Raw genomic sequence first — 25357 nt, forward strand, 5'->3', positions numbered from 1 at the left:
TACTAACGGTACATGCGGGTTCTTTATTCTTTATTAGGCGTCGTAAATAGCAGGTAGTCTAATCTCAACGACCGTTCCCCGATCCAGCTCACTCGAAATCTCAATCTCGCCGTGATGTTCATGAATGATTTTGTAGCTGGTCATTAGCCCAAGCCCGATGCCTTGTTCTGTCGTCCCGTAGAAAGGCTGTCCCAAATATCGGATTCGGTCGGGGGCAATGCCGCGCCCGGTATCCATAACCCGAATGATGACCTGATCACCGACATCGATACAAACCACACGCACCACTCCGCCATCCGGCATCGCATCGATCCCATTCCTCACAATATTCATAACCGCCCGCTTGAGCAGCTGCTCATCACAATGCAGATGCGAGTTCCCCGGTCCCTCCATCTCCACTTCGATGGAAACCCCGTTCTGCAGCGCTTCGCTCGCCAGCATAGCCTGTACCTGCCTGATGATACTAAGCGGTTCGCGTTTCATAAATTGCACAGAAGGATATGGCTTCGACAGCAAAATAAACTCTTTGGTGAGCGCCTCGATTTGGTTCAGCTCTTCATTCATAATTTCGATATAAGCCTGAAACTCCGAGCGTGCCCCCATTAACTGCAGGAAGCCTTTCACCACTGTGAGCGGATTTCGGATTTCATGCGCGAGCCCTGCCGCCAGCTGCTGTGAGACATGCAATTTGCTGAAATGATGTTTGAGTTCCTCTATACGCAGTTGATCTGCGACCCGCTTAAGCTCCAGCTCGTCCATAACTACTTGGGCTAGTGTTTCAAGTATACCGATTTCCTCATCTGTCATATGCCGCGGCTTGTAATCCAATACACAAAGGACGCCCACATGCTGCCCCTCGCGGCTGGTTAACGGAACTCCGGCATAGAAGCGCAAACCGCTCTCTCCTGTGATAAGAGACTCCGTACTTGCGCTAGAATCAAGACCTATATCCACCACAATATAAGGCTTATTGGAATAGACTGCTGCACTGCATAGACCGGAATTTCTCTCTATCTCTCGCAGATCAGTGCCATAGCTCGATTTCACCCCAATCCGATCTTCCTCAACGAAATTAATCATGCATAGCGGAATGCCGAGCAGCTGTGCCGCCAGACTTGTAATTCTATCGAAAGCATCTATCGGCGTAGTGTCAAAAATCGGATAGGTCCGTGAAGCCTTTAACTGTGCATATTCGTTCTCGGATGAATTGGGCATAGATGCCTGCCTTTCAAGTCGTAGATTGCCGATTTTTTCCATTATATACTATTTATCATAAGGTTAGTTCCGCATAAGTTCATCACATAATAGTTGCGCGATTGCGCAATTAATTTTGCGCACGAATGAAAAAAGAATTGCATATTCAGCATGATACTGAATATGCAATCCTTAGTTAATTTGGTAAAATAATGGCTAAGTCTTATAACCAGTTACCAGCTGGCTGTGCGTCCTCGGACTTCGCAGCTTTGTTAAAGGTTCCGCTTAGTGCTGCTGTTTCTTGCATCGAGAGCCCTTGCTTAGCCAGAAACGAGCTTACCGTTTCGCGCAATTCGACCTTCTTCATCTTGTGAACCGTGTTGTGAAGCTGGGAGCTTAACTGAATCGCTAGCATGGTGAACAACTCCTCGTGTCGAATTTTGTCTAACGTGCCTATTATAGCAAACTTTACTATCATATGGGAGAATTTGCGTGCGAAATAACATCATCATCAAGCTAAGTGTCTTCACCTTCGTAATGCTGCAGCTTTGGTGTTCGTTTATTACTTTTACAAACCCTTATACAGGTATTAATCTTGCTCTTAGTCCTGAACAACAATGGGTCATCTCGAATTTAGACCCCTCAGGAATAAGCAGTCAACTAGACGTGAAAGTAGGAGATATCATTGTAGAGGTCGATAACAGCATCCCTAATGAATTTTCGACCGTTAGAACCTGGCATGTAATCGAACAAGCACATCACTTGGTGCTTTCAAGGAACGGACTTGAGCATGAAGTCAGAATAAACATGAACAAGCCCACAGCTTACACCATAATTCCATTTCTCGCCGAAATCAGCTGTCAATTTATGGCTCTATTTCTCCTTGTCAGAATGAGACATTCATTATCTGCCAGACTTCTGTTGTTGTTCTTCTTAAGCGCCGCGATAATCTATATGAGCTTAGGCGCCTCCATTAGGGGCGATGCTGTCGGTAAATTGCTAATAGTTAGCTTCATGGTCCTTTTACCTCTCGTTTTCTATCACTTTTTAGGTGTCTTTTTCAAAGAAAAAGGAGAGATCCGACTACAGATACGGTTCTTAAACGTTCTCTACGCAGCAGCAGCTTTAGCCACGGTTGTACGACTATATTTCTATTTCTTTAACACTCGGTTTGCTTACGCGATGATCCACTTTGAGAGTCCGGTCACGTTGCTGCTGTTCATCGCCGGATTTCTATTCAACATGTACGTCTTAACGGCCCTTTATATGAAGTTTCGCAAACAGCAAACGCCAACCTCAACCATCGTTAAGACCGCATGGTGGTCCATGCTTGTCTCGTTCTCACCTGTTATTGGCCTGACCTTTCTTCCTCAATTATTGACCGGTTCGCGCATGTTAGATGGTATCTATACAAGCTGGTTTATTCTATTGTTTCCGATCTCATTGGCGTACCTCCTCTTGTCTGATCAGGTACATGATATCGCGCTGGTACTGCGAAGATTTCTATTTACCGGATTAATTGCTGCTCTTCCTGTCACCTTCTTTACGGGAATCTATATGCTGCTCTTCTACAATTCGGTGGATATGAAACAAATCTTATTTGTATTTCTCGGTACGCTTTCACTTGTGGCCATGATGCTTTATGCTGCAGAATATTTAATGACGCGGTTCGAGCCGTTTCTTTTTCCAAGGAAATTCATCCTGCAATCCGCGCTCATGAACATCTCCCGCCAACTCGGCAGCATTTCCAGCTTCCGTGAATTGAAGGAATTGTTCCTCGTCGATATCGTCAAGACGCTTCAGGTGACGGGAGGAGCGATTGTGTTTGAGTATAACGGCGGAACAGAAATCATTCATGAGGGCGACCTTGATGCGGAGGCAATCAAACGGCTGCTGGTTTCGCAATCGCTTACAGATAATCGGGACTACACGTGCTTGAAAATGAACAACCACGAGGATTATGCCAGCTATTTGATCATGTCTCGGAAGAAAACGAATATGCGCCTTGGCAAAGAGGAGCTCCGCTGGCTTGGATTAATCGCGAACTATCTGGAAATCAGCTTAGAGAATCTCCATCTGATCAATAAGCTGAAGGGCAGACTGCAGGAGCTTGCGGCAAGGCTTCCCGATGAGAGCTCTGCCAGAGACATTCAATGGTTCCGCAAAATCATGTTTGACCTTCAAGAGGAAGAACGCATCCGCATCTCTGCCGATCTTCACGATACAACGATGCAGGATCTCTTCTTCCTGAAGCGCAGGCTGCTGCAGCTTGGCGAGATGCTCGATCGAAGCCCCGAAAGCCGGGAGCAGATCAACAATACGGTTAATTTCGTGGACATGATTAATGCCAGCCTGCGTCAAAGCTGTTTTGATTTGAATCCGTATTTACTGAGCGAAATCGGACTTGTACAGACGGTAAGAACGTATCTCGATAAGGAAGCGTGCACCGTGCCTTTCGAGCTTACCTTCAACGCCGAGCAGGTTCAATTTATCGAAACGAAGGATTTGCAGATGCAGCGGCATATCTTTCGAATCGTTCAAGAGCTGCTCAACAATGCGAAGAAACATTCGGAAGCTTCTAAAGTCATGTTCCGCTTTACCGAGTCCGGTTCTCAGTTTCATTTGAGTTATCAAGACGATGGGGTAGGGTTTCTTCATGAGGAGCTTGCTCAAAGACAGATCGGACAAACGTCCGGCATGGGCATGGAACAGATCAGAAGCAGAGTACAGCATCTGGGCGGTCAGATGCTGATCGTTTCGATGAAAGGCAATGGCGTGAACATCAAGATTACCTTACATAATGAAAAGGAGATTTCGGCATGAACGAACGGGTCAAAACACTCATAGTAGACGATCATCCACTCTTCGCCAGCGCCACCAAAGCATTACTTGAACAAATGGAAGACATTGAAGTCATAGGTATTGTAAGCAGTGCCGCGCAATGCCTCCAGCAAGTATCCTTATTAAGGCCCGGTCTCGTATTCTTGGATTATCATCTGCCCGATCAGTATGGTACAGAGGTTGCCGCGCAAATTAAAAGTCAATTTCCGGATACGCATATCGTTATTTTCTCCGGCATTGAGCTGACTGACATCTATAATAAGCTGATCGATATCAAAGTCAGCGGGGTGCTCTCGAAGGAATCCAGCGAACGCACGATTAAGAATATGGTGAATTGCATTCTGGATAACCATACGATGATGCCACTGGCGCTCTATCAGCAATGTCAGCTGAACGGAACGCTCGCAAGCAAAACAGCGCTCTTGGAAGAAGAAGAAATACTTATGATGAATTTACTCGTAAAAGGCTCCACCTTGGATCAAATTGCAGCCCGCATCCACATGAGCAAACGTACCGTCGATAACTATTTACGCAAAATCTACGATAAATTAGGCGTGCGAACGCGAACGGAAGCGATTGAGTCTTTTATAAAAAGCAGCTATTATTCCTAACCAACGGAGCGTGCAGCTATGGAGTCGACAATCAAAGAGCATATGTACCGTATCGTGGATGACTATATAGATTCGGAGGATTTGAACGGTATGCTGAAATCGTTTATCGACGATAAAGCAGCAGAGACAAGCGTTTGGTCGGAGATTACCATTCTAACGCACCGAATGCTTGGCGGCGATCATGCAGCAATGGAACGGCTCGCGGCTGCCGCGGAGCTGATGATTCTAAGTCTGGATATTATCGATGATCTGCAGGATCAAGACCAACCCGGCAAACCCTGGATGCAAGGTCCGCAAGGTTATGTCTTAAATGCCATTCTGGCTATGCAGATGGGATTCATTGGCGAGTTGGGCAAGCAGCAGCTGGCACCGCAGGCCTTCACGGAAATAGGCCGTATCGTTGCACGAGCCGTAAACGGGCAGCAGAAGGATTTGAATCAATCTGCGGCTAGCGCGGAAGCATATTTATCCATGGTGCAGGAGAAGTCCGGCTCTATTTTCCGGCTTGCATGCTGCATCGGCTATGCTCCGCTAGCCGTCGATGAGGAAACGGCATCGCAGCTATTGGACCTTGCTGATTGTATCGGCCTCATTCATCAAATTCAGAATGACATTAAAGATGTACTTCGCTTTGATGTGAAGAACGACCTGCTCGGCAAGAAACGCACGCTTCCTCTACTATACTTGCTTACGATCGAGGATGACGCCTTCGCACCTATCCAAGACTATTACATGGGCAGCGTAACGTCCGACTTCATTCTGAGCAACAAGCATGAAATCTGCCAGCTGATTCACGACTCGGGATGCTTGGAATACGCCCGTGTCATCCAGTCCATTTGCCTTCAAAAAGCAGAGGAGCTGTTCGGCAGTCTGCCGCTCAGCTCCCCGTGGAAGGAACAATTCAAAACACTTACATTTGGATCGTTCGCCTCGTAGTGTTTACTCGTTAGCTGCTCTCTGGCCATAGGTTCGAATGATCGCTTGGTGCTTCTCATCGGCCTGCTGCATGAGGATACCGAATCCCTCTTGGTCTCCTCTTAACAGCGCCATTTGACCTTTCTCCATTAGGGCCGCTAACGAGTTCGCACCGATATCAAAGGCCATTCCTTTGAGCGTATGAACGAGCCGTTTAGCTTTGCTCAGGTCACCCTCGTGAACAGCTTCAAGAATTTGCTCAATCGCATTAGAATGATTGCTCATGAATAACGCGAGTATCCGATTATAGAGTGCGGTATTTCCTCCAAGCCTCGTGATAACACCTTCCGAGTCCAGCTTCTCAGCAGACGCCTGCTCCTCATTCTGACAGAACCGCAGCAGCACATTATAGAGATCTACAGGATCAAACGGCTTCGTGAGATACCCGTTCATGCCGATCGACATCACCTGATCCTCTACGCCCTTCATAACATCGGCAGTCATGGCGATAATCGGAACGGCTTTCTCCACATCCTGCAATCTTTCCTGTGCTCTGATCGCTTTCGTCGCCTCATAACCATCCATTACCGGCATTTGCAAATCCATCAGAATGGCATCGTAAGCTTTAAGCCCCGCGAGTTTGACTGCCTCTTCACCGTTGTTTGCCACGTCTATATGACGGACTACCTCACGCAGCAGCTCTTTCGCAACCAATTGGTTAATTTCGTTATCCTCGACCAGCAAAATTACGGCGTCCTTCAGATCTGTAGGTTGCAGAGGCTTCATCCCGCCTTCCGGCAGATTGTAAACCCCATCTCGGTGAAGCAGCTCACCTAGTTCGTTATACAATTGCGACTGGCTGATCGGGTACAACAGCGCCTTCGAGATGTACGGTAATTGCACCGCTGCCTCGTACTCCGCTTCATGATAAGCGCTAATGAATAGGACTGACGGGCTTTTCCCATCGAAATCCCGTATAATCTCTTCAGCTAGCTTAGCTGTACATATACCTTTAAGCTTCCAATCAATCAGAACGAGATCATAGGCATTGCCTGCCTGCAATAGCTCCCTTGTCTGATCGGCGTCCGAGCTTGTTTGAACTTTGAAGGCCAGCTGTTCCAGCTGATTCTCTAGCACTGAACGCATCTCGTTATCCTCACAGACGAGCAACAAGCGAGGTTTCTTCTTACCGTAACCCTTCCCCTCTTTGCCCGGTTTGTCTGAAGGTACTGCCAATTGGAAGGGCAATGTAACCGTAAATAGACTGCCTGCGCCAAGCTTACTTTCAACCTTGATGTTTCCGCCCATCGTTTCGGTCAGCTTTTTGCTAATCACCAAGCCAAGGCCTGTACCACCGAACTTGCGCGTGGTCGTCATATCGGCTTGCGTAAATTCCAGGAACAGATTGCTGACTTGCTCAGCGCTCATCCCAATGCCGGTATCGCGAATTCCAAAGGACAGCGTTGCAGTCTGCTCCTCTTGCGAAACAAGGTTTACTGCAATGGAAAGCTCGCCTTTAGGCGTGAATTTAACCGCATTATTCGTAATATTCAGCAGGACCTGCTGCAAGCGGAACGGATCACCCATAATCATCTGCGGAACGTCATGATGAATGTCAAAGTGAAACCTTAAGCCCATCTCATTCGCCTTATAACTAATGAGATTCGAAATATTGCGGAGCACCTCATACAGGTCAAACCGCGTCGATTCCAGGACGATCTTATTCGCCTCGATTTTGGACAGATCCAGCACATCGTTGACCAAATTCAGCAAGCTCTTGGCTGCTGTAATGGACTTGTCCACGTATTCCAGCTGCTTCGGATTCAAATTCGATTGCTGCAGAATATAATTAAGTCCGATAATGGCATTGATCGGCGTACGAATTTCGTGGCTCATATGGGCCAGAAATTGACTCTTCGCTTTGTTCGACTCATCCGCTGCCTTGCGCTTCATGATGTCACTCGTGTCCACGGCACTTCCGATTACATCGACAACTGCACCGTGATTCTTTACGGGATGCAGCGTAACAAGAATATTGATATCCATCATCGTTGTTTCGTAGGAGATCTTCTCCCCTTGCCACGCCTTCTCGTATTGAACTTTAAGAAACGCAGCAAACGCTTCCGGGAATATCCGAACATCGTCTATGGATTTGCCAATAAAGTCATTCGGCTTCGCCCCTAATTGTTTCAAGAGCCGGCCTTCAATTAAACTGTATACAAATTGACCGTTTTTCTTCCGAAATCGAAAGGTAAAGCCCGGCTGCATCCGAAGCAAATAACTCATATCCCGTTCGGTTTGGATCATTCTGGTTTTATAGCGGTGATTGCGGATCAGATAATAAAGGAAGCAGGCGATCAATTGGGAGTAAATGAGTTGAATGAGGATGTATAGCAAGATGGTATTAAAGCTCATCTGACCGGCCAAACATAAGGCTCCGTAGTAATAGATTAATAGAAACAGCGCTCCAATTGGCCACTTGACCCAATACGGACGGATGCGGAAGAACAAATAACCTGTCCCGTATGCTGCCGTTATCCCTATAGCCATTTGGACCCAATTAATCGAGCCGTCTTTCATCAATCTTCCTATGTATACGACTGCCAGCTCCGCAAGCGCCCCCGCCGTACCTCCGAAGAAAGCAGCCATCATAAGCGCAATTCCACGCAAGTTCAAAGGCACTTCCGTACCTTGAATCTGTATGCCGAAGAACATCAGAATGACGCCTAATAACCCGAAAACGCCACCTATATACAATCGTTTGACAAACGACGGCTTGGCCTGGTTCTCCTCTCGGATGAAGAACGGGGAGACGAAGAAAAGATACACGCTGAGTATCGCAAAATTTAGGATTAAATCTTTAGGCACACCGTCACCGTCCAAGGGCTTTTTATACTAATTTACAACATAAATCGACATTACAATAGCCCTTGGACATAAATAAATACGAATATCGGAGTAGGCCATTTCTCCTTGAATTACAGCCTCTAAATCTGACATGAATTGGGAACTATCTCTCCAAATCGGATGGTAATATTAAACAATATTGGGGTCGTTTCATGGAATTGACGCCGGTATTCTCACATATGGAACTTTCACTTCAATCTGTGCTCAGTTGACCTGCAGCGTGTAGCTTACCGTAATCGGTCTGCCTTCTCTGGCGAATTGTCCCCAAACTTTATAGATGCCCGGAGCGGGGAATGTCGTATGGAAAACAGCCTCCGAATCGGCTGATTTCACGTCCTCAGGGTGCACGTGGATGTATTGCTCCGAATCGCCGCTGATAATGACGACATGCCCGGCCGCCCCCAGATACGGTTCAAGGTTATTTGCAGGTTTCTTCGTCTTCGCATCCGCAATATGGAATGTTAGGTTCGTCTCTTCACCGGCAGCCAATCGGTCATAGGTTAACGAAATGATCTCGTGCTCGGTAGATTTCGTGAGCGATGTATCCGGCGAAAGCGGTTTCGACTCTGCTTTCCCGCTTAGCATAATAGCTTGTCTCGATACGACAGAGCCGCCTCCCTCCGGCTGAAACTCCGCGAATAAACGGTACTCGCCCCCGAAAGGAAGCTTGGTATCGATCGTAAACATACCCTCTCCGTCATATTCCGGATGGATATGGTTGAAATACGACAAATCTTTACTCACGACGATCAGATGAAGCAGCTTCTCATGCATGGCGGTGAACCGCGTGACCGGCTTCCCATCTGAGCCATGTGCCATAAATTGAATCCGTATGTTCGAATGCGGAGCCGGTATCTCCGGATTTAATCGCCACATGCCTTGAACCGAAGAGCTCTCCATCTCATGATGCTCATGCTCGTGATGTCCACTGACAGGCGCGGATTCCCCCCTCATGCTTGCCGCTCTGGAGCATGCGCTTAAACCAAGTACGAGTATTACCAAACCAACTATTGCCGCGTTTCGTTTCAATCTTTCCACCTCTTCAATAAATCATCCTATCCCCCTCTATATTCCACAAAATGGTACCATCCATACCCTCAGCAAAAGGAAGCTCAATAAGACAAGGCCACAGACTGGTTCACATAAGTCGTATCCTTTAACGTCCTAAGCAGAAAATGGGCCACGTCCGCACGGGATATACGCCCCTTCCCTCTCGGCACGCCATGCCTGGCTTCGAGATATTGTCCTCTAAGCCGCCCATTGCCAAGCTGCAGCGGCCGGGCAATCGTCCACTGCAGCCCGCTTGCTTCAAGTGCATCAGCCGCGCGCCGATGATCGGCCAGCACCTGTCGCAGCAGCAGCTGCACTACGAATCCGGTCACTCCCGGAATCTCATTGTAGATTCCCGCTGATGCCACGTAACTAATCCGCCCTACGTGATGCTGCTGCATCCCTGCAATAAGATTGGCAGTCATTTTCGAGATGGCTTTTCCGCGGCGACTTAATCCCTTTGTGCCGAGGCAGGAGACGACTACATCATGCCCTTCAATAGCATTGCCGACAGCCTCTTGATCCAGCGCATTGCCTTGCACAACAAGAAGCTTGCCATTGCCCTTGTTTGGCACCTCTATAGTCAGTTTCTGCGGCGAACGAACGAATGCGGTTACGGCTTGCCCCTGCTCCAATGCCTGCCTGACTACCTCTTGCCCCGTCCTCCCGCTTGCACCAAACACGATCATCTTCATTCGTGCTCCGCCTCCGGCCAGTAACATTTTTCTATTGACTTCCATCCTTATTTATAATAATTTTAATTTAGAACTTATTATCATTTAGTTTCAATTTCAATCACATTGGGTTATAGAGGGGAAAGGAGCAATCATTCCATGGAAAACATCGTTATCGTAGGCACAGGGCCAGCCGGCTTGACGGCAGCCATCTATCTCGCTCGTGCCGGTTACAGTCCGCTTGTTCTTGAGGGACCGCAGCCGGGCGGCCAATTGACCACTACTACAGAGGTGGAAAACTTCCCGGGATTTCCCGATGGCATACTAGGCTCCGAACTAATGTCGAATATGCGCAGTCAGGCTGAGCGCTTCGGTGCTCGCTTTGAGACCGGTTGGGTGCAGCATGCCGACCTGTCTGAGCGTCCTTTCAAGCTGTCTCTGGACGGCGGACGCGAATTGATTGCAGGTGCCATGATTATTTCGACAGGTGCTTCGGCAAAATATATGGGTATCCCTGGTGAACGTGACAATATTGGGCGAGGTGTGAGCACCTGTGCAACTTGCGACGGCTTCTTCTTCCGCGGCAAGAAAATCATTGTTGTTGGCGGCGGCGACTCCGCTATGGAGGAAGCCGGCTTCCTGACTAGATTCGGCACTGAGGTTCGTCTCGTGCACCGCCGGGAAGAGCTACGCGCATCCAAGATTATGCAAGACCGGGCACGCGCCAATGACAAAATCAAATGGAGCCTCGGCGTCACTCCGATCGAAGTCGAAGCAGGTGAGCACAGCGTGAAGGGACTTCGTGTCCGCGATAACGCCACTGGCGAAGAAATGCTCCTTGAAGCAGACGGTGTATTCGTAGCCATTGGCCATACGCCGAATACCGCTTTCCTAGGCGGTCAAGTGACGACAGATGAGCTTGGTTACGTCGTTGTAACACCAGGCACCTCGAAGACGAATATCGAAGGCGTCTATGCCTGCGGCGACGTGCAAGATCACCGTTACCGCCAAGCGATTACTGCGGCAGGAAGCGGCTGTATGGCTGCACTGGATTGCGAGCATGATCTGGAAGCATGGAAGGCGACAGCAGGGCTTGCGACAGACACAGCAGTCAATGTGTAAAGTGTAATTCCTATATCCTATTATGAAGGAGCTGTTCAAGATGACGACTAAACTACAAACGAAACTACAAGGCACTCTCAACAAACAAATTGCAACGTGGAGCGTATTGTATATCAAGCTTCATAATTACCATTGGTACGTGAAGGGCAATCAGTTTTTCACCCTGCACGTGAAGTTCCAGGAGCTGTACGAACAAGCAACACTTCATGTCGATGAAATCGCGGAGCGCCTGCTTGCGATTGGCGGCCAGCCGATTGCGACGATGGCCGAGTACCTCAAACACTCCAGCGTGAAAGAAGCGACAGGCAGCGAGTCTGCCGTGGAAATGGTTGACGCCGTCGTAGCCGATTTCACCTTGATCGCTTCCGAGCTCAAGGAAGGTATGGAAGAAGCGCAATCCGCCGGCGACGAGACGACCGGAGACATGTTGCTTGCGATCCACAGCGAACTTGAGAAGCACATTTGGATGCTTAAAGCATTTAACGGGAAAGAAGTTTAAAGTCGAACCAGCCACAATGCAGGCCACTTAATTGCTTGCTTGCGGTTTAACCATACAAAAGACACCTTCTGCAGCCGGGAGTTCCCCGCTGCAAAAGGTGTCTTTTTCGCATCTCATCTATTTCTTCTTATTCGCCGCAATTTGCTCGGCAAGTTCGTTTAAGTATGCCCAGCGGTCCATCAGTTGCTCCAGCTTTGTCTCGAGCTCCTGCTGTTCCTTCAGCAGATCTTGCAACGTAGCCGAGTCGCTGCTCGATACTTCCATCTTCGTTTGAACGGCTGCAAGCGCCGCTTCGGCTTTCTCGATATCCGAATCGATGGATTCGAATTCCTTCTGCTCTTTGTAGGTCATTTTGGTCGGAAGAGCAGGGTCGTTGCCGGTCGCGGCCGGCGTAGCCGAAACAGCTTCCGCCTTGCGCTCCGCAACTGCCGCGCCGCTTGTGCCGGCGTTCGTACCGGAACGATTGCCGTACTGCGCCGCATACTGCTGATAATCCGAGAAGTTGCCCACATGCTGTTCGATGACGCCATCCCCTTCGAAAGCGAAGATGCGATCGGATGTGCGGTCTAAGAAGTAACGGTCATGGGATACGGTGAACACGACGCCCGGGAAGTCGTCCAAATAATCCTCCAGCACCGTTAACGTTGTAATGTCCAAATCATTCGTCGGCTCATCGAGCAGCAGCACGTTCGGCGCTTCCATCAGCACGCGCAGCAGCTGCAATCTGCGTTTCTCTCCGCCGGAGAGCTTCGCAATCGGCGTCCACTGCTGCGCTGGCGGGAACAGGAATCGCTCCAGCATTTGCCCAGCGGTTATGTTCGTTCCGTCGCCGGTCGTCACGCGCTCCGCACTCTCGCGGATGTAATCGATGACGCGCATCGTCTCGTCCATCTCTTCGCGCTCCTGCGAGAAGACGCCGAGCTTCACCGTCGGGCCAAGCCGCACCTCGCCTGCATCCGGCTCCAGCTTGCCGGCGATCAGCTTCAGCAGCGTCGACTTGCCCAGACCGTTACGGCCGACGATGCCAACGCGATCCTCGGGAACCGCAATGTAACTGAAATCGCGGATAACCGTCCGCCCCTCGAAGGCTTTAGTCAACCCTTCCAGCTCGATTATCTTCTTACCGAGCCGCGTGGAAGCCACGGAAACCTCGAGCTTCCCGTTCGCTTTCTCCGGAGCTGCGGCGCTCAGTGCTTCAAAACGCTGAATACGTGCCTGCTGCTTAGTCGACCGCGCCTGCGCACCTCTTCGCATCCAAGCAAGCTCGTTGCGAAGCAGGTTCTTGCGCTTCGCTTCCGACGCCGCTTCCCGCTCCTCCCGGTCGAGCTTCAATTCAATAAACTTGCTGTAGTTCGCCGTATAGAAATAAGCTTTCCCTTTGTCGAGCTCCAGCGTCCGGTTGCTGACCCGGTCCAGGAAGTACCGATCATGCGTAATCATAAGAAGCGCGCCTTTGCGCTTCTGCAGCATCCCTTCCAGCCATGCGACGGATTCGTTGTCGATATGGTTGGTAGGCTCATCGAGCAGCAGCACATCGGCTGGCTGAATCAGCGCCGCAGCCATCGCGACACGCTTGCGCTGACCGCCGGAGAGCGTACCGAGCTTGGCGCCATAGCTTGCGATGCCAAGCTTCGAGAGTGCGATCTTCGCCTCGCTCTCGATGCCCCAAGCATCCAGCTCCGCCATCCGCTGATTGGCGCGAACGAGCCGTTCCTGCAGCCCGGCGTCGCCCGGCAGCAGCTCCAACGCTTGCAGCGCCTCTTCATAGGCGCGCACCGCAACCATTTGCGGCGAATCGCCGCCGAGCACATGCTCCAGCACGGTCTGCTCGGGATCAAACTGCGGATCCTGCGAGAGCATCCGCACCGTTACGCCCCCAGCAACAAGAATAGAGCCCGAATCAGGGGGCTCTGTTCCTGCAACAACTTGAAGAAACGTCGATTTACCGGTGCCGTTGACGCCGATAATTCCGATTTTGTCGCCCGTTTCCACGCCGAACGACACGTCTTGAAACAATATTTTTTCACCGTAGGTCTTTGAAATATGATCAACCGTTAATACGTGCATCTTGTCATTCCCGCCCAACGTTAGTAAATCGCAAAACGCACCGCGCTACGCGTGATTGGTTCGAACATAGCGACAGCCGTTAATCCGTATCTACTCACTTTAAACGATCTGCTAAGCTTCAATCAAATCTTTCTTTGCAAAATCGCCCGCCGCTTGCTCCGCTTTGATCGCAATTGCCGCCATCGTACGAACCGCCTCAACCGGATAGTTACCCGAGGCTGTCTCGCCGGAGAGCATAACCGCATCCGTGCCATCCCATACCGCATTGGCAACATCGCATGCTTCTGCGCGTGTCGGACGCGGGTTGCTTTGCATGGAATCCAGCATTTGCGTAGCTGTAATAACGAATTTGCCTGCGCGGTTACACGCTGCAATCATCCGCTTCTGCGCCATCGGCACGTCTTCAATCGGAATCTCTACGCCAAGGTCGCCGCGAGCAACCATGATGCCTTCAGACGCTTCCACGATTGCGGCAAGCTCATCCAGACCTTCTTGGTTCTCGATTTTCGAAATAATTTGGATATGGCTCGCGCCCTTCTCTGCCAGCAGACGCTTCACTTCAAGCACATCCTCCGCGCGGCGGACGAACGACATCGCGATCATATCGACGCCCGTTTCGATACCGAAGGCGATATGCAGCTTGTCTTTCTCCGTTACGCCCGGCAGGCTTGTTTGAATACCCGGCAGGTTAACGCCTTTACGAGACTTAATGATGCCGCCGTTCAAAATAACGCAAACCACATCGCTGCCTTCAATACGAACCACTTGCAGCTCGATCAAACCGTCATCGATCATAATGCGCGAGCCGACGGTAACATCTTTGGCCAAGTCATAAGAAACCGAAATGCGCGAAGCCGTACCTGCGATCTGTTCTGTCGTCAACGTCAGGAACTCACCGCTTCTTAGCATGTAAGAGGATTCTTGAAGGACCCCTGTCCGAATTTCCGGTCCTTTAATATCCAGCATAATCGAAACAGGTACGTTCAACTTGCTCGCTGCTGCCCGAACCGATAAAATCCGTCCGCGGTGGTCATCCAGCTCGCCATGCGCCAAATTCAGTCTTGCTATATTCATGCCTGCTTTCAGCATTTCTTCTAACATATCAGCCGACATACAAGCAGGTCCCATCGTGCATACAATCGCCGTCTTTTTCATGTCGATCACTCCCAAGTCTAATATCGTTCTGTTACTTTTTATTGTAAGAGAACAATTGCACGATTACATAGGACTATAGTACAGTGGTTGTAAAATAGTACGATCATTGTCTGAAAGCGAGCGTTGCCCCATGTTCCATATCTTCGATATCCGGCAAGAACGCGGCATTCTGCAAGGGGAGCGGCGCGTGCTCGGAATGGATAGCTATACGCTGGTATGGGTCCGCTTCGGCCAAACCAGCTACACCTACTCCGGCCAAACGATCAGCTGTCGCAAAAACGAGCTGCTGCTTATCCCGGCCGGCGTTCCCGCCGCGGAGCTGCATGGCGCGGGGAGCATCCGCGAGAGCGTTACGGTGCGCTTCAGCCCGGCCGATATTTCGGCGATGCAGCTGCTGCCTATTCTGGCGAGAAGGACACCGCTTCGCTGGGTCACGCATATGCCGGAGCTGCTGCTGGAGAAGCTGCTCTATATCGTGGAGCAGTGGAGTGCCCGCGACCGTTACTTCTCCGTCATGTGCTCGGCGCTGCTGACCGAGCTGATCGTGACGATCAGCCGGGAGTATGACGAGGGCGAGAAGGCGCCGTCCTCCATCCAGCACATTGAGCGGATGAAGCGCTACGTCGAAGACAATTACCGCGGCAAAATCACGAAGCTCGAGCTCGGCACCTGCATCAACGTCAGCCCGAATTACGCAGCATCGCTTTTTCGCAAAGTAACCGGCCTCACCATCAGCGAATACGTGCACCGCAGACGAATGAAAACGGCCCACTACATGCTGCGCCACTCCCAACTAACCGCACAGGATATCTCCGAGCATCTCGGTTATAGCGATCCCTCGTATTTCAATCGTATTTTCAAACGCATCATCGGCAAGCTGCCCTCGGATTTAATCGCGGAGCGCACGGCGCGGGAGTGAGTTGGCGTGGTGCTGCTCTGCTTGAGGAGGGGACCTCGGAGGCGAGCGTATGATATTCGAACTCTCGATTCCACACAGAGTGGCGAGATTGGTTAGCTTGAACCCTGAGAGTTCGATTTCTGGACTCTCGGCTTCATTTCGCCGCAGTTTCGGTGACGAGAGTTCGATATAGGAACTTTCGGCTCCACACTTGGTAGTGGGATTGGTTAGCTTGAGCTCTGAGAGTTCGATTTCGGGACTCTCAGCTTCATTTCGGTGCAGTTTCGGTGATAAGAGTTAGATTTTCGAACTCTCACTTCAACAGAAATTGGCGGGATTGACTGGTCGGTTCGAGGTGTAAGCGGAATAGCCGCTTACACGGCCCCTTTTCGGCGGTTTTGGAGGTCATTAGCGCATATGCCGCTTATGGTACGCAAAAGTGGCTGTGCGAGGCGAGATGCGGTGGTTGATTCGATGTTTAAGCGGAATAGCCGCTTAAACAATCCATTTTCAGGTGTTTTGAGTGCTATAAGCGGATATGCCGCTTATGGTACGCAAAAGTAGCTGTGAGTGGCGGGATTGGATGGTTCGCTAATAACTAGACGATCTGCAATAAACGCCGCCTATAAAGTAAACGATGACTATAAACGTCCACCTTTTATGAAATGAACACCAAGTCACACATTCCTTCCCACAACAAAAAAAGCCGCCAATATAACCTTGGCGGCCTCCCACAAACGTCAACCCATTCCTCTGCCCCACTCCGTGCGCGGTGACTCGAAGTCGACCATATCGTCGATGCTCGGCGACAGCGGAATGGCGACCATACGCAGCGCATCCATTGGGCGAAGCATGGATCGCAACTCATACGGCGTCCGCTGCCCGCGCTGCAGCCAATCGCTGATGTCGTCTTGCTCCAGGATCGCCGGCATCAGCGGCTGATACGGAGATACATGCGAGTTCGCCTCCGTCATCAGCATCGTGCAGGTACGCATCTCTTCGCCGGAAGCCGGACGGAACACATCATAGAGCCCTGCGATCGCAAACGTCCCGCTTCGCATCGTAAGCTTCATCCGATGAACTTCCTTGCCAATGGTGCGGGTCACATAGAACCCTGTGCATGGAATGATACAGCGCTGCTTATTCGCAATACGCTCATAAATCGGTTTTTCAAACAACTCGGAGCTGTCCATCCGCACCGAATCGCGAGCCCAGTACGGCACCATCCCCCACCTGAACTCATCCAGAATTCTTCCGTTCTTCGTCTCAATAATCGCCGAAACCGAATCCGTTGGGTTAACTTCATACCGGTTAGAAATATAGAACAGTACATTGTCGAGTTCGAACCGCTCCGTCAGCTCAGAAGCTTGAGCCGTTATGGATATTGACTGACACATGGGAAACACCTCCATCTATTTCGGCTATTATTTCCGGTTTAGCCAAAATCATGTGCGCCCATGGACAGATCCGCTATAATATTACTCAACAAGAGGAGGGGATACGCGGCCAATGCCTGATAAATCCATTCAAAATTTCTCCAAAGGAGAGCGGCTGCTGCCCTACTCCTCCCTATTCCCGGCGGATCACGGATCAGAGCAATTGCCGATCTTCGTCAACCGTGTACATGAATCTTTCGACCTCGTCATGCACGCGCATGATTTTATCGAACTCTGCATGGTAACGGAAGGTACCGGCTTTCATTATATCGGGGACGACCAAATGCCCGTTTCCCGCGGCGACCTCTTCTTCATTCCGGTCGGCATCTCCCATGTATTCCGCCCCAGCTCCACGGCAAAAGGCAGCTCGCTCATCATGTACAATTGCATCTTCACCACGGAACAGCTGGACAAGCTCTTGCAAGCCGTTCACGCAGACCCACAAATAACAGATTCTCTAAGAGAGCTGAATAAGGCCGGCCAATGGCTTCATGTGCGGGATCGCAACGAAGAAGGCCAGCAGCTCTTTCATAAATTGCATGACGAGTTCACGTCTCGCAAGCCCGGGTTCACCACTAATCTATGTGCCGCAACCATTGAGCTGCTCATCATGGTCTACCGCAGATGGCTGGAGAAGTCGCAGCCACAGACCATGCAGCAACAGCAGCCGATGCCCACGGCATCCGCTTCAATGCAGCAGATCGTGGAGCAGATTGACGCCAACTGCACTTCAGAACTGCACGTAGCCGATATGGCGGCGCAGCTGGGCATAAGCGAGCGGCATTTTCAGCGTGGCTTCAAGAAGGCGACGGGCGTGACTTTTCTGGATTACGTGCAGAGCGCACGAATTGATCTTAGCTGTAAGCTGCTGCTGCGCACAGATGCTAAGATCAGTGAAATTGCCGCCCAATCCGGCTACCAGGATATGAAGTTTTTTAACGAGCTGTTTAAGAAGAAAACCGGCGTAACGCCGCGCCAATACCGACGATCTCCCAAGTAACCAAGAAGGGCTAGAACAATCCAGCGACCCAGCGTGGCGAGAGTATGAGCGCCGACGTGCGGATTCAGCACCGCATGACGCGATGAAACCCGCTTGCCGCGATGGCACCGCGCCGCTGGGAGGCGCGCAGTCTGCACGACGCCCCCTCCTCTCAGCGCATCTAACAAGCTGCTAACTCGTCAGTATAAAAGCCTCCCCATCCGTAATCGCCACCGTATGCTCATATTGCGCACCGATTGATCCATCCAGCGTCCGGGCCGTCCAGCCGTCCTGATCAATATTGATGTACGGTCTCCCCGTGACGAAGATCGGTTCGATGGTGATGACCATGCCTTTGGCGAGTTTCTTGCCAGTACCCGCCTTCCCCTTGTGATGTACCTGCGGCTCCTCGTGTATGTTTCGTCCGATGCCGTGTCCAATGAACGCATCGACGATGGAGTACCCCTCCGTTTCCGCCACGCGCTGCACCGCATTGCCGATATCGCCTATACGTTTGCCCGCAGTTGCCTGCGCAATCCCTTGATAGAGCGCATGTTTCGTCGCATTCATCAGCCGCTGCAGATCCGGATTGACATGGCCAACCGCATACGTCCATGCCGAATCCGCCATCCAGCCATCAAGCTCCGCGACCATATCGATGGTCACGATTTCCCCTTCGCGAAGCGGAACATCCTTCGGGAAACCATGACAAACAACCTCGCCGGTCGAAGCGCAAGTCGCATAGGGGTAACCTTTGTAGCCTTTCTGCGCGGGCCGTGCCCCATTTTGGCGCATATAGGTGTCCACGAACCGGTCGATCTCAAGCGTTGTCACGCCGGGTCGAAGCCGTTTCGCAATCTCGGCGTGACAGCCCGCAACGATCCGGCCGGCTTTGCGAATAAGGAGCAGCTGTTCATCGGTCTTGTAATGAATCATACGGCATCCCTCCATACAGGATAAAACAAAAAAACCTTGTCCCTATCGTGCCGGGCAAGGTTAATGGTTCAACTTATTTAGCTTACGGATGATCGAAGTCGTCCCATCTCATGCTCAACGAGCATGGTCAGTTCCTCCTCATATCCGCCCATAATACGATATTTGCGGATATAGTCTCGGACAAACTTCCGTGAATCTTTCGGCTGAAAAATTCTTGTTAGTTCCTTGAGGCTTTCTTTGACTTCATTATGGCTGCGTTTCGCCATGAAATCCCCTCCTAGCATCGGCTTAGTGGTCCTAACAATTACTGCACGAGAACGCGCACGGCGGAACTTGAACCGCGGCTGGTACTCCTCATTGATGTCGAACGATCGGCTTGTATGAAGGTGGGTTAGGAGTTTAGGGAACAGAAATGAAATCAAATGTTGAAATTGTTACATTGAAACAGTCTCATGTTCAAAATGAAATTGTCTCATTTATCAATCAATTATAACATTTTAAACTTAGATATAAAAGCGAACAGAATTAATTTTACAATTCCTTCAGTTTTTGTCGTCTTCTACGGTCTCTTGTCTGGTCGCAGCCGACTCTTCAGCCGACTGAATGAGATCTTCGCTAGGTTGATCGGTTCGGTGAGAGTTCGATGGCGATGAGGCTGACCAGGCACTATTCTTATAGACTCGCAAATAGGCTACTACACCCACAATTGCGACAATGATGCCAAACAAGATAACCACGTTCGTCATCCATGGACTAACCACGTCATTCTCCCCTCTCCCCCGGTTTGTTTTCCAGATATGCTAATTATAGGGGAAAGGGATAACGCTTTCAATGTCACGAACAACCCTCTGCGAAAATGTAACATGTTACAATTAAGTTACTCTGCGAAACGTTCCGCTCCCCCATGCAAGCAGTTCTTCATTATTATCGACAATACGCCCCTGCATTGTGAGTGTTCTTCTCGATTTATGAATAAGAAGCGCTTCACAGCGGATAATTCCTATGCCCGTACTTTGCAAATAGTGGATATTCAGCTGCGTCGTCACCGTCTTCTCACCCGGACACTCCAAAATAACGACAAGCCCCATCGCATTATCAAGCAATGAGGCCAGCACGCCGCCATGAACGATGCGGGCAAGATTCAGATGTTCCGGACGCACATTCAGCGACACGACCGCCTTCCCCGGTTCTGCATGATCCAGCTCACAGCCAAGGTGTCCCCAGAATGTCGGTTTGGCCGCCTCAGCCAGCGCATCAAGCGCCGCTCGCGCATTATGGGGGCGTATCAACCCCGGTTCCGGTCCCGGCCCCGTTTCCTTCTCGCTCATTCGCTTCCTCCTCCTGCAGCTTGCGCCGCAGCACCTTCCCAATCATCGTCATGGGAAGCTCAGTTCGAAATTCATACAGATGCGGCACCTTAAACACAGCCAACCGATCTCTGCACCACCGATCAAGCTGCATCGATGAAATGTTCACATCCTTGCGCAGCACAATAAACGCCTTCACCGTCTCTCCCCGATACGCGTCCTTCACGCCAATAACGGCGGCATCACGCACACCGGGATGCTCGTAGAGCACCTCTTCCACCTCGCGTGGATAGATATTAAAGCCCCCTGCGATAATGATATCTTTGATCCGGTCCACGATCGCGAAGAAGCCGTCACTATCCATTTGCGCCAAGTCTCCGGTACGCAGCCACCCGTCCTGAATTGTCGCAGCGGTAGCCTCCGGCCTTCCCCAGTAGCCGAGCATTACCTGCGGACCGCGCACGAGCAGCTCGCCGACCTCTCCCTGCGGAAGATCTTCTCCTGTCGTCATATCGACGATTTTGGCCTCTGTGTTAGGGAAGGGCAGACCGACCGTACCGATTTTGCGTTTGGTCCAGATCGGATTGACATGCGTCACCGGCGACGCTTCCGTTAGGCCGTAGCCTTCAATAATTTTGCCGCCGGTTAATGCTTCGAACTGCGTCTGCACCTCTAGCGGCAAGGGAGACGACCCGCTGACGCATACTCGAATAGAAGATAAGTCATATTTTTTCACATCGGGATGATTTAAGAGGGCGATGTACATCGTCGGCGCACCTGGAAAAAGCGTCGGTTTCAGCTTCTTGATCGTCTCCAGCACCACACCTACCTCAAAGCGAGGGAGCAGTATAATCGTGCCGCCAATCATCACGGACAAATTCATAATGACCGTTAATCCGAATACATGAAAGAGCGGCAGCGCGGCAAGGAAACGTTCCTTCCCCTCCTCCATCCGGTAAAACCACGCCACGGACTGCTTGGCATTCGCGATTAAGTTCCGGTTCGTGAGCATGACGCCTTTTGCAATCCCCGTGGTGCCCCCGGTGTATTGAATTAGCGCAACATCATTAGCGGGATCAACATCCACCTCGGATGGCAGCTTAGGTGCTTTCGACATAAAGGAGGTGTAACGCGTCACGCCGTGCTTACCATAAGCAACTTTCGGATTATTGCCGGAGCGCCTTTGTTTGATCGGGAAGAGCAGGTTTTTGGGAAAAGGGAGCGCATCTTGAATAGAGGTGACGATGACGGTAAGCAGCTTGGGTACGGGGCCTTCCTCAGGCGTCTTGCCCCGCACCCGTTCCAAACGGGGGTACAGCAGATCCAGCGTCAGTATCGCTGCCGCGCCGCTATCCTTGAGCTGATGCTCCAGCTCCCGCTCCACATAGAGCGGGTTTGTCATGACGACAACGGCGCCGGCGAGCATCACGCCAAAGTAAGCGATGATGGTCTGCGGGCAGTTCGGCAGCATGATCGCGACACGGTCGCCTCTGCTGATGCCGGCAGCCTGCAGCCCTGCGGCGAATCGCTGGGAAGCGGCCAGCAGCTCGCGGTAGGTTGTTTTCTTGCCGTAGAAATGCAGCGCTTCATGGTTAGGGTATTTGGCGGTGGTTTGAAGCAGCATATCGCTTATGCTTATATTCGGAATTTCCACATCAGGCGCAATTTCACCGGGGTAGCAGCGAAGCCAGGGCCTCTCTTGCGGTTGTTCCATCTCCAAACGCCTCCCCCTACAACGTATATTGCTGGCTGCGGATGACGCGCGCGGCAATGCCGCGTTTAAGCGAGATCGTATCGACAAGCGGGGAGCGTGTCAGCTTCTTCATGACGGCCAGCTGGGTTTGGAGCGCATCCCCTTCTTCCAGCGCGGCTAGCGTTGTTTTGGCGTACCGCTCGATCCGTTCCATCGCCTCCTGAACGAATACGACTGTCATGTCGATTGCATTTTGTGTAGCTGCAGCTGCCGCGGAATCGCCTCGCAGCAGCATTTTGCGGGTACGCAGATTGGCGCTTTCCATCGCGAACACTTGAATCATCATATCGGCTAAGAGGCACAGCACCTCTTGCTGCTGCTCCAGTGCAAGTCCGTACTTCTGCACCGCCATGCCGCCGACGGCGAGGAAGATTTTTTTGGCCTGCTGAATGCGGAACGTTTCCTTGCTGAGCGGCTCATCGAATAGAGGAAGAGGCATAGGCTGCAGCAGCTCCGCCTGCAAAGCTCGTGCTTTACGCAGGAGCGGCAGCTCACCCTTGAGCGCTTTCTTCATCAGAGTGCCGGGAATGAGCATCCGATTGATCTCGTTCGTACCCTCAAAGATGCGGTTAATCCGAGAATCGCGGTAGATTCGCTCTACCTTGTATTCCTTGATGTAGCCGTAGCCCCCATGAATTTGGACGCCTTCGTCCGCTACATAGTCGAGCACTTCCGTCGCAAAAACTTTGTTAATGGAGCATTCCAGCGCATACTCGGAAATGGCTTTTGCCGCAATCGCCCCGGCATCAGCACCTTCGCTCGCCGAACCCTCAGCCTCGCTCTCCTTGAGCATTTCGTCGATCCAGCCTGCTGTTCGATAGACCATACTCTCCAGCACGTACGTGGCGATATTCATATCCGCCAGCTTCGCGCCAATCAGCGGGAATGACGCAATGGCCCGGCCGAACTGCTTACGCGTATTGGCATATTTGACGGCAAGCCCAACCGTTTCCTTCGCCCCTCCGACGCATGCTGCCGCCAGCTTGAAACGACCGATATTCAGAATATTAAAGGCGATGAGGTGGCCTTTGCCCACTTCGCCCAGCACGTTCCCAACGGGAACCGGCGTATCGTCGAAGAAAATCGGACAGGTCGAGGAGCCTTTAATGCCCATCTTGTGCTCCTCCGGTCCGATGCTGAAGCCCGGCAAGCCGCGTTCCACGATGAAGGCGGTAAAATGGTCCCCGTTCACCTTCGCGTACACGATGAACAAATCCGCAAATCCGGAGTTCGTAATATATAATTTCGAGCCGTTCAAAATATAGTGCTTCCCGTCCGGCGTCAGCCTTGCCGTTGTGCGCGCACCGAGTGCATCGGAGCCGGAAGCGGGCTCCGTCAGGCAGTAAGCGGCGATCTTCTTGCCGACAGCGAGGTCGGGCAAATACTTCTCCTTCTGAGCCTGCGAACCAAAGAAGACGATCGGCAATGTGCCGATGCCGACATGCGCCCCGACGGAGAGTGCGAACGAGGAGGCTTCCGCCAATGTCTCCGCGAGCAGCGTCGAGCTTACCTTATCGAGACCCAGCCCGCCGTATGCTTCCGGCACGTCAGCACCGAGCAAGCCGAGCTCGCCGGCCTTCTGCATCAGCTCCACCGTCAGCTTGTAATCGAGCGCTTCGATTTCGGCATCGCGGGGGCGAATTTCGCCCACAAGAAAAGCGCGCGCCGCATCTGCAATCATCCGCTGCTCATCGGTAAAATCCTCCGGGGTGACGACTGCGCCCGGCGACATATCCTCCACGACAAACCGGCCGCCCCATCGATTGTTTTGCGCCATCTGACGTTCACTCCTTTCTATCATGGCGATACTTCGATCACGCCTGCTGCGCCCATGCCGCCGCCGATGCACATCGAGACGACGCCGATTCCGCCGCCGCGGCGCTGCAGCTCGTGGATGAGCGAGACAGTCAGCTTCGTTCCCGTACAGCCAAGCGGATGACCGAGCGCAATGGCGCCGCCATTTACATTGACGCGATCCGGATCTAAGCCCAGCTGTTCAATAATAGGCAGGCATTGCGCGGCAAAGGCTTCGTTCAGCTCGAACACATCCACCTGCTCTTTCGTAATACCGGCACGGTCCAGCGCCTTCGGAATTGCTTCAATAGGGCCGATCCCCATAACTTCAGGAGCAACGCCAGCTACGCTATAGGCGCGGAAGACGGCCAGCGGCTTCGTAATCCCCAGCTTCTCTGCACGCGCACGGCTCATCACGATTACGGCTGCGGCGCCGTCGCTCATCTGCGAGGTATTGCCCGCCGTAACCGTCCCTTCGCGCGCGAAGGAAGGCTTCAGCTTCGCCAGCACCTCCGGGGTCGTATCTGCCCTGACCCCTTCGTCCCGGTCAAAGAGCAAGCTGCGCACCCACGGCCGGCCGTTATCGTCTACCCCTTCCCGCTGCACCTGAAGGGGAACGATCTCGCCCTGGAACCGGCCTTCCGCTTGCGCCTGCGCCGCCTTGCGGTGGCTCTCCGCAGCGAAAGCATCCTGCGCCTCGCGGCTGATCCCATAGCGCCGGGCCACCTCCTCGGCGGTGTGGCCCATGCCCATGTACACCTCCGGCATCGCATCGGCAATGCCGGGATGCGGCGAAAGCTTGAAGCCGGTCATCGGGACATGGCTCATGCTTTCCACACCACCGGCGAGCACGACCTCTGCCTCGCCGAGCCGGATTCGCTCCGCCGCGTAAGCAATCGCCTGCAAGCCGGAGGCACAGAAGCGATTCACCGTAACGGCCGGCGTCGTTACCGGATACCCCGCATACAGCGTCATGATGCGGGCGAAGTTCAAGCCCTGCTCGCCTTCGGGCATGGCGCACCCGATAATAACGTCCTGCACATCGCCGTACGTCAGTCCGGGCACGCGGTCAACCGCAGCACGGAGCACCGCTCGGCCCAGATCCTCAGCTCTCGTATCAGCCAGACTGCCTTTCTTCGCTTTGCCTACAGCCGTCCGTACCGCCGACACAATGACAGCGTCGAGCGGATGGTTTGCTTTCAACATTGGCGGTCACCTC

Annotated in this window: 21 protein-coding genes and 1 pseudogene; 7 read left to right on the top strand and 15 right to left on the bottom strand. The window is 51.9% G+C overall.

The genetic code is table 11. The annotated features are described in order from the left end of the window. Window positions 1–33: 33 nt before the first annotated feature. Both AC50Y3_RS23525 and AC50Y3_RS23530 read right to left on the bottom strand, forming a co-directional pair. Window positions 34–1215: an ATP-binding protein gene (locus AC50Y3_RS23525; RefSeq protein ID WP_494821156.1), complete on the bottom strand. Its 1182-nt coding sequence runs from the start codon at window positions 1213–1215 to the stop codon at window positions 34–36. A gap of 202 nt (window positions 1216–1417) precedes the next feature. Beyond that, window positions 1418–1609, bottom strand: coding sequence for a hypothetical protein (locus AC50Y3_RS23530; protein ID WP_494821157.1), 192 nt, complete (start codon window positions 1607–1609; stop codon window positions 1418–1420). 767 nt (window positions 1610–2376) lie between these two features. Here AC50Y3_RS23530 and AC50Y3_RS23535 point away from each other — a divergent pair. Genes AC50Y3_RS23535 through AC50Y3_RS23545 form a run of 3 tightly spaced genes read left to right on the top strand, consistent with a single transcriptional unit; the run spans window position 2377 to window position 5582 of the window. Continuing rightward, on the top strand, window positions 2377–4017 hold the full coding sequence (locus tag AC50Y3_RS23535) for a sensor histidine kinase (protein WP_494821158.1): 1641 nt from the start codon (window positions 2377–2379) through the stop codon (window positions 4015–4017). Further along, a complete protein-coding gene (locus AC50Y3_RS23540; protein ID WP_494821159.1) occupies window positions 4014–4646 on the top strand; it encodes a response regulator transcription factor in 633 nt (210 codons plus the stop codon). Before AC50Y3_RS23535 ends, AC50Y3_RS23540 begins: the two co-directional genes overlap by 4 nt. An 18-nt stretch (window positions 4647–4664) precedes the next feature. Beyond that, window positions 4665–5582, top strand: coding sequence for a polyprenyl synthetase family protein (locus tag AC50Y3_RS23545; protein ID WP_494821160.1), 918 nt, complete (start codon window positions 4665–4667; stop codon window positions 5580–5582). Window positions 5583–5585: 3 nt separating this feature from the next. Here AC50Y3_RS23545 and AC50Y3_RS23550 read toward each other — a convergent pair whose 3' ends face one another. From AC50Y3_RS23550 to AC50Y3_RS23560, 3 genes are all read right to left on the bottom strand, one after another. Further along, window positions 5586–8429, bottom strand: coding sequence for a response regulator (locus AC50Y3_RS23550; protein WP_494821161.1), 2844 nt, complete (start codon window positions 8427–8429; stop codon window positions 5586–5588). A 243-nt stretch (window positions 8430–8672) separates the two neighbouring features. Then, window positions 8673–9497, bottom strand: coding sequence for a DUF8832 domain-containing protein (locus AC50Y3_RS23555; protein ID WP_494821162.1), 825 nt, complete (start codon window positions 9495–9497; stop codon window positions 8673–8675). 83 nt (window positions 9498–9580) lie between these two features. Next, a complete protein-coding gene (locus AC50Y3_RS23560; RefSeq protein WP_494821163.1) occupies window positions 9581–10213 on the bottom strand; it encodes an NAD(P)-dependent oxidoreductase in 633 nt (210 codons plus the stop codon). A 138-nt stretch (window positions 10214–10351) separates the two neighbouring features. Between AC50Y3_RS23560 and trxB the strand changes: the two genes are divergently transcribed. Both trxB and AC50Y3_RS23570 read left to right on the top strand, forming a co-directional pair. Further along, on the top strand, window positions 10352–11314 hold the full coding sequence (gene trxB, locus AC50Y3_RS23565) for a thioredoxin-disulfide reductase (RefSeq protein ID WP_494821164.1): 963 nt from the start codon (window positions 10352–10354) through the stop codon (window positions 11312–11314). A gap of 40 nt (window positions 11315–11354) precedes the next feature. Further along, window positions 11355–11813 carry a Dps family protein gene (locus tag AC50Y3_RS23570; RefSeq protein ID WP_494821165.1) on the top strand — a complete coding sequence of 153 codons (459 nt, stop codon included), beginning with the start codon at window positions 11355–11357 and terminating at the stop codon, window positions 11811–11813. Window positions 11814–11930: 117 nt separating this feature from the next. Here the strand turns inward: AC50Y3_RS23570 and AC50Y3_RS23575 are convergent, their stop codons facing one another. Next, complete coding sequence (locus AC50Y3_RS23575) at window positions 11931–13880, bottom strand: ABC-F family ATP-binding cassette domain-containing protein (protein WP_494821166.1); 1950 nt, start codon at window positions 13878–13880, stop codon at window positions 11931–11933. A gap of 156 nt (window positions 13881–14036) precedes the next feature. Continuing rightward, a pseudogene (gene pyk / locus AC50Y3_RS23580) lies at window positions 14037–15035 on the bottom strand (pyruvate kinase); the annotation flags it as partial. 130 nt (window positions 15036–15165) lie between these two features. On the opposite strand from pyk, the gene AC50Y3_RS23585 reads away from it, so the two are divergent. After that, on the top strand, window positions 15166–15954 hold the full coding sequence (locus AC50Y3_RS23585) for an AraC family transcriptional regulator (RefSeq protein WP_494821167.1): 789 nt from the start codon (window positions 15166–15168) through the stop codon (window positions 15952–15954). 719 nt (window positions 15955–16673) lie between these two features. On the opposite strand, the gene AC50Y3_RS23590 is transcribed toward AC50Y3_RS23585, so the two are convergent. Continuing rightward, a complete protein-coding gene (locus tag AC50Y3_RS23590) occupies window positions 16674–17330 on the bottom strand; it encodes an SOS response-associated peptidase (protein WP_494821168.1) in 657 nt (218 codons plus the stop codon). A gap of 112 nt (window positions 17331–17442) precedes the next feature. Between AC50Y3_RS23590 and AC50Y3_RS23595 the strand changes: the two genes are divergently transcribed. Further along, window positions 17443–18369, top strand: coding sequence for a helix-turn-helix domain-containing protein (locus tag AC50Y3_RS23595; RefSeq protein ID WP_494821169.1), 927 nt, complete (start codon window positions 17443–17445; stop codon window positions 18367–18369). A gap of 171 nt (window positions 18370–18540) precedes the next feature. On the opposite strand, the gene map is transcribed toward AC50Y3_RS23595, so the two are convergent. The 7 genes from map to AC50Y3_RS23630 form a co-directional block, all read right to left on the bottom strand. Continuing rightward, complete coding sequence (gene map, locus AC50Y3_RS23600) at window positions 18541–19284, bottom strand: type I methionyl aminopeptidase (protein ID WP_494821170.1); 744 nt, start codon at window positions 19282–19284, stop codon at window positions 18541–18543. 77 nt (window positions 19285–19361) lie between these two features. Beyond that, on the bottom strand, window positions 19362–19550 hold the full coding sequence (locus AC50Y3_RS23605) for a hypothetical protein (RefSeq protein WP_090978737.1): 189 nt from the start codon (window positions 19548–19550) through the stop codon (window positions 19362–19364). A gap of 276 nt (window positions 19551–19826) precedes the next feature. Further along, on the bottom strand, window positions 19827–20045 hold the full coding sequence (locus AC50Y3_RS23610; protein WP_494821171.1) for a hypothetical protein: 219 nt from the start codon (window positions 20043–20045) through the stop codon (window positions 19827–19829). Window positions 20046–20156: 111 nt separating this feature from the next. Continuing rightward, the gene (locus tag AC50Y3_RS23615; RefSeq protein ID WP_494821172.1) at window positions 20157–20612 is read right to left on the bottom strand and encodes a PaaI family thioesterase; all 456 of its coding nucleotides are present in this window, start codon (window positions 20610–20612) and stop codon (window positions 20157–20159) included. After that, window positions 20557–22305 carry a long-chain-fatty-acid--CoA ligase gene (locus AC50Y3_RS23620; protein ID WP_494821173.1) on the bottom strand — a complete coding sequence of 583 codons (1749 nt, stop codon included), beginning with the start codon at window positions 22303–22305 and terminating at the stop codon, window positions 20557–20559. Before AC50Y3_RS23620 ends, AC50Y3_RS23615 begins: the two co-directional genes overlap by 56 nt. A gap of 16 nt (window positions 22306–22321) precedes the next feature. Next, a complete protein-coding gene (locus AC50Y3_RS23625) occupies window positions 22322–24121 on the bottom strand; it encodes an acyl-CoA dehydrogenase FadE (RefSeq protein ID WP_494821174.1) in 1800 nt (599 codons plus the stop codon). 20 nt (window positions 24122–24141) lie between these two features. Beyond that, window positions 24142–25344, bottom strand: coding sequence for an acetyl-CoA C-acyltransferase (locus AC50Y3_RS23630; RefSeq protein ID WP_494821175.1), 1203 nt, complete (start codon window positions 25342–25344; stop codon window positions 24142–24144). Window positions 25345–25357: the final 13 nt, after the last annotated feature.

Source organism: Paenibacillus sp. J22R98 (assembly GCF_059383835.1).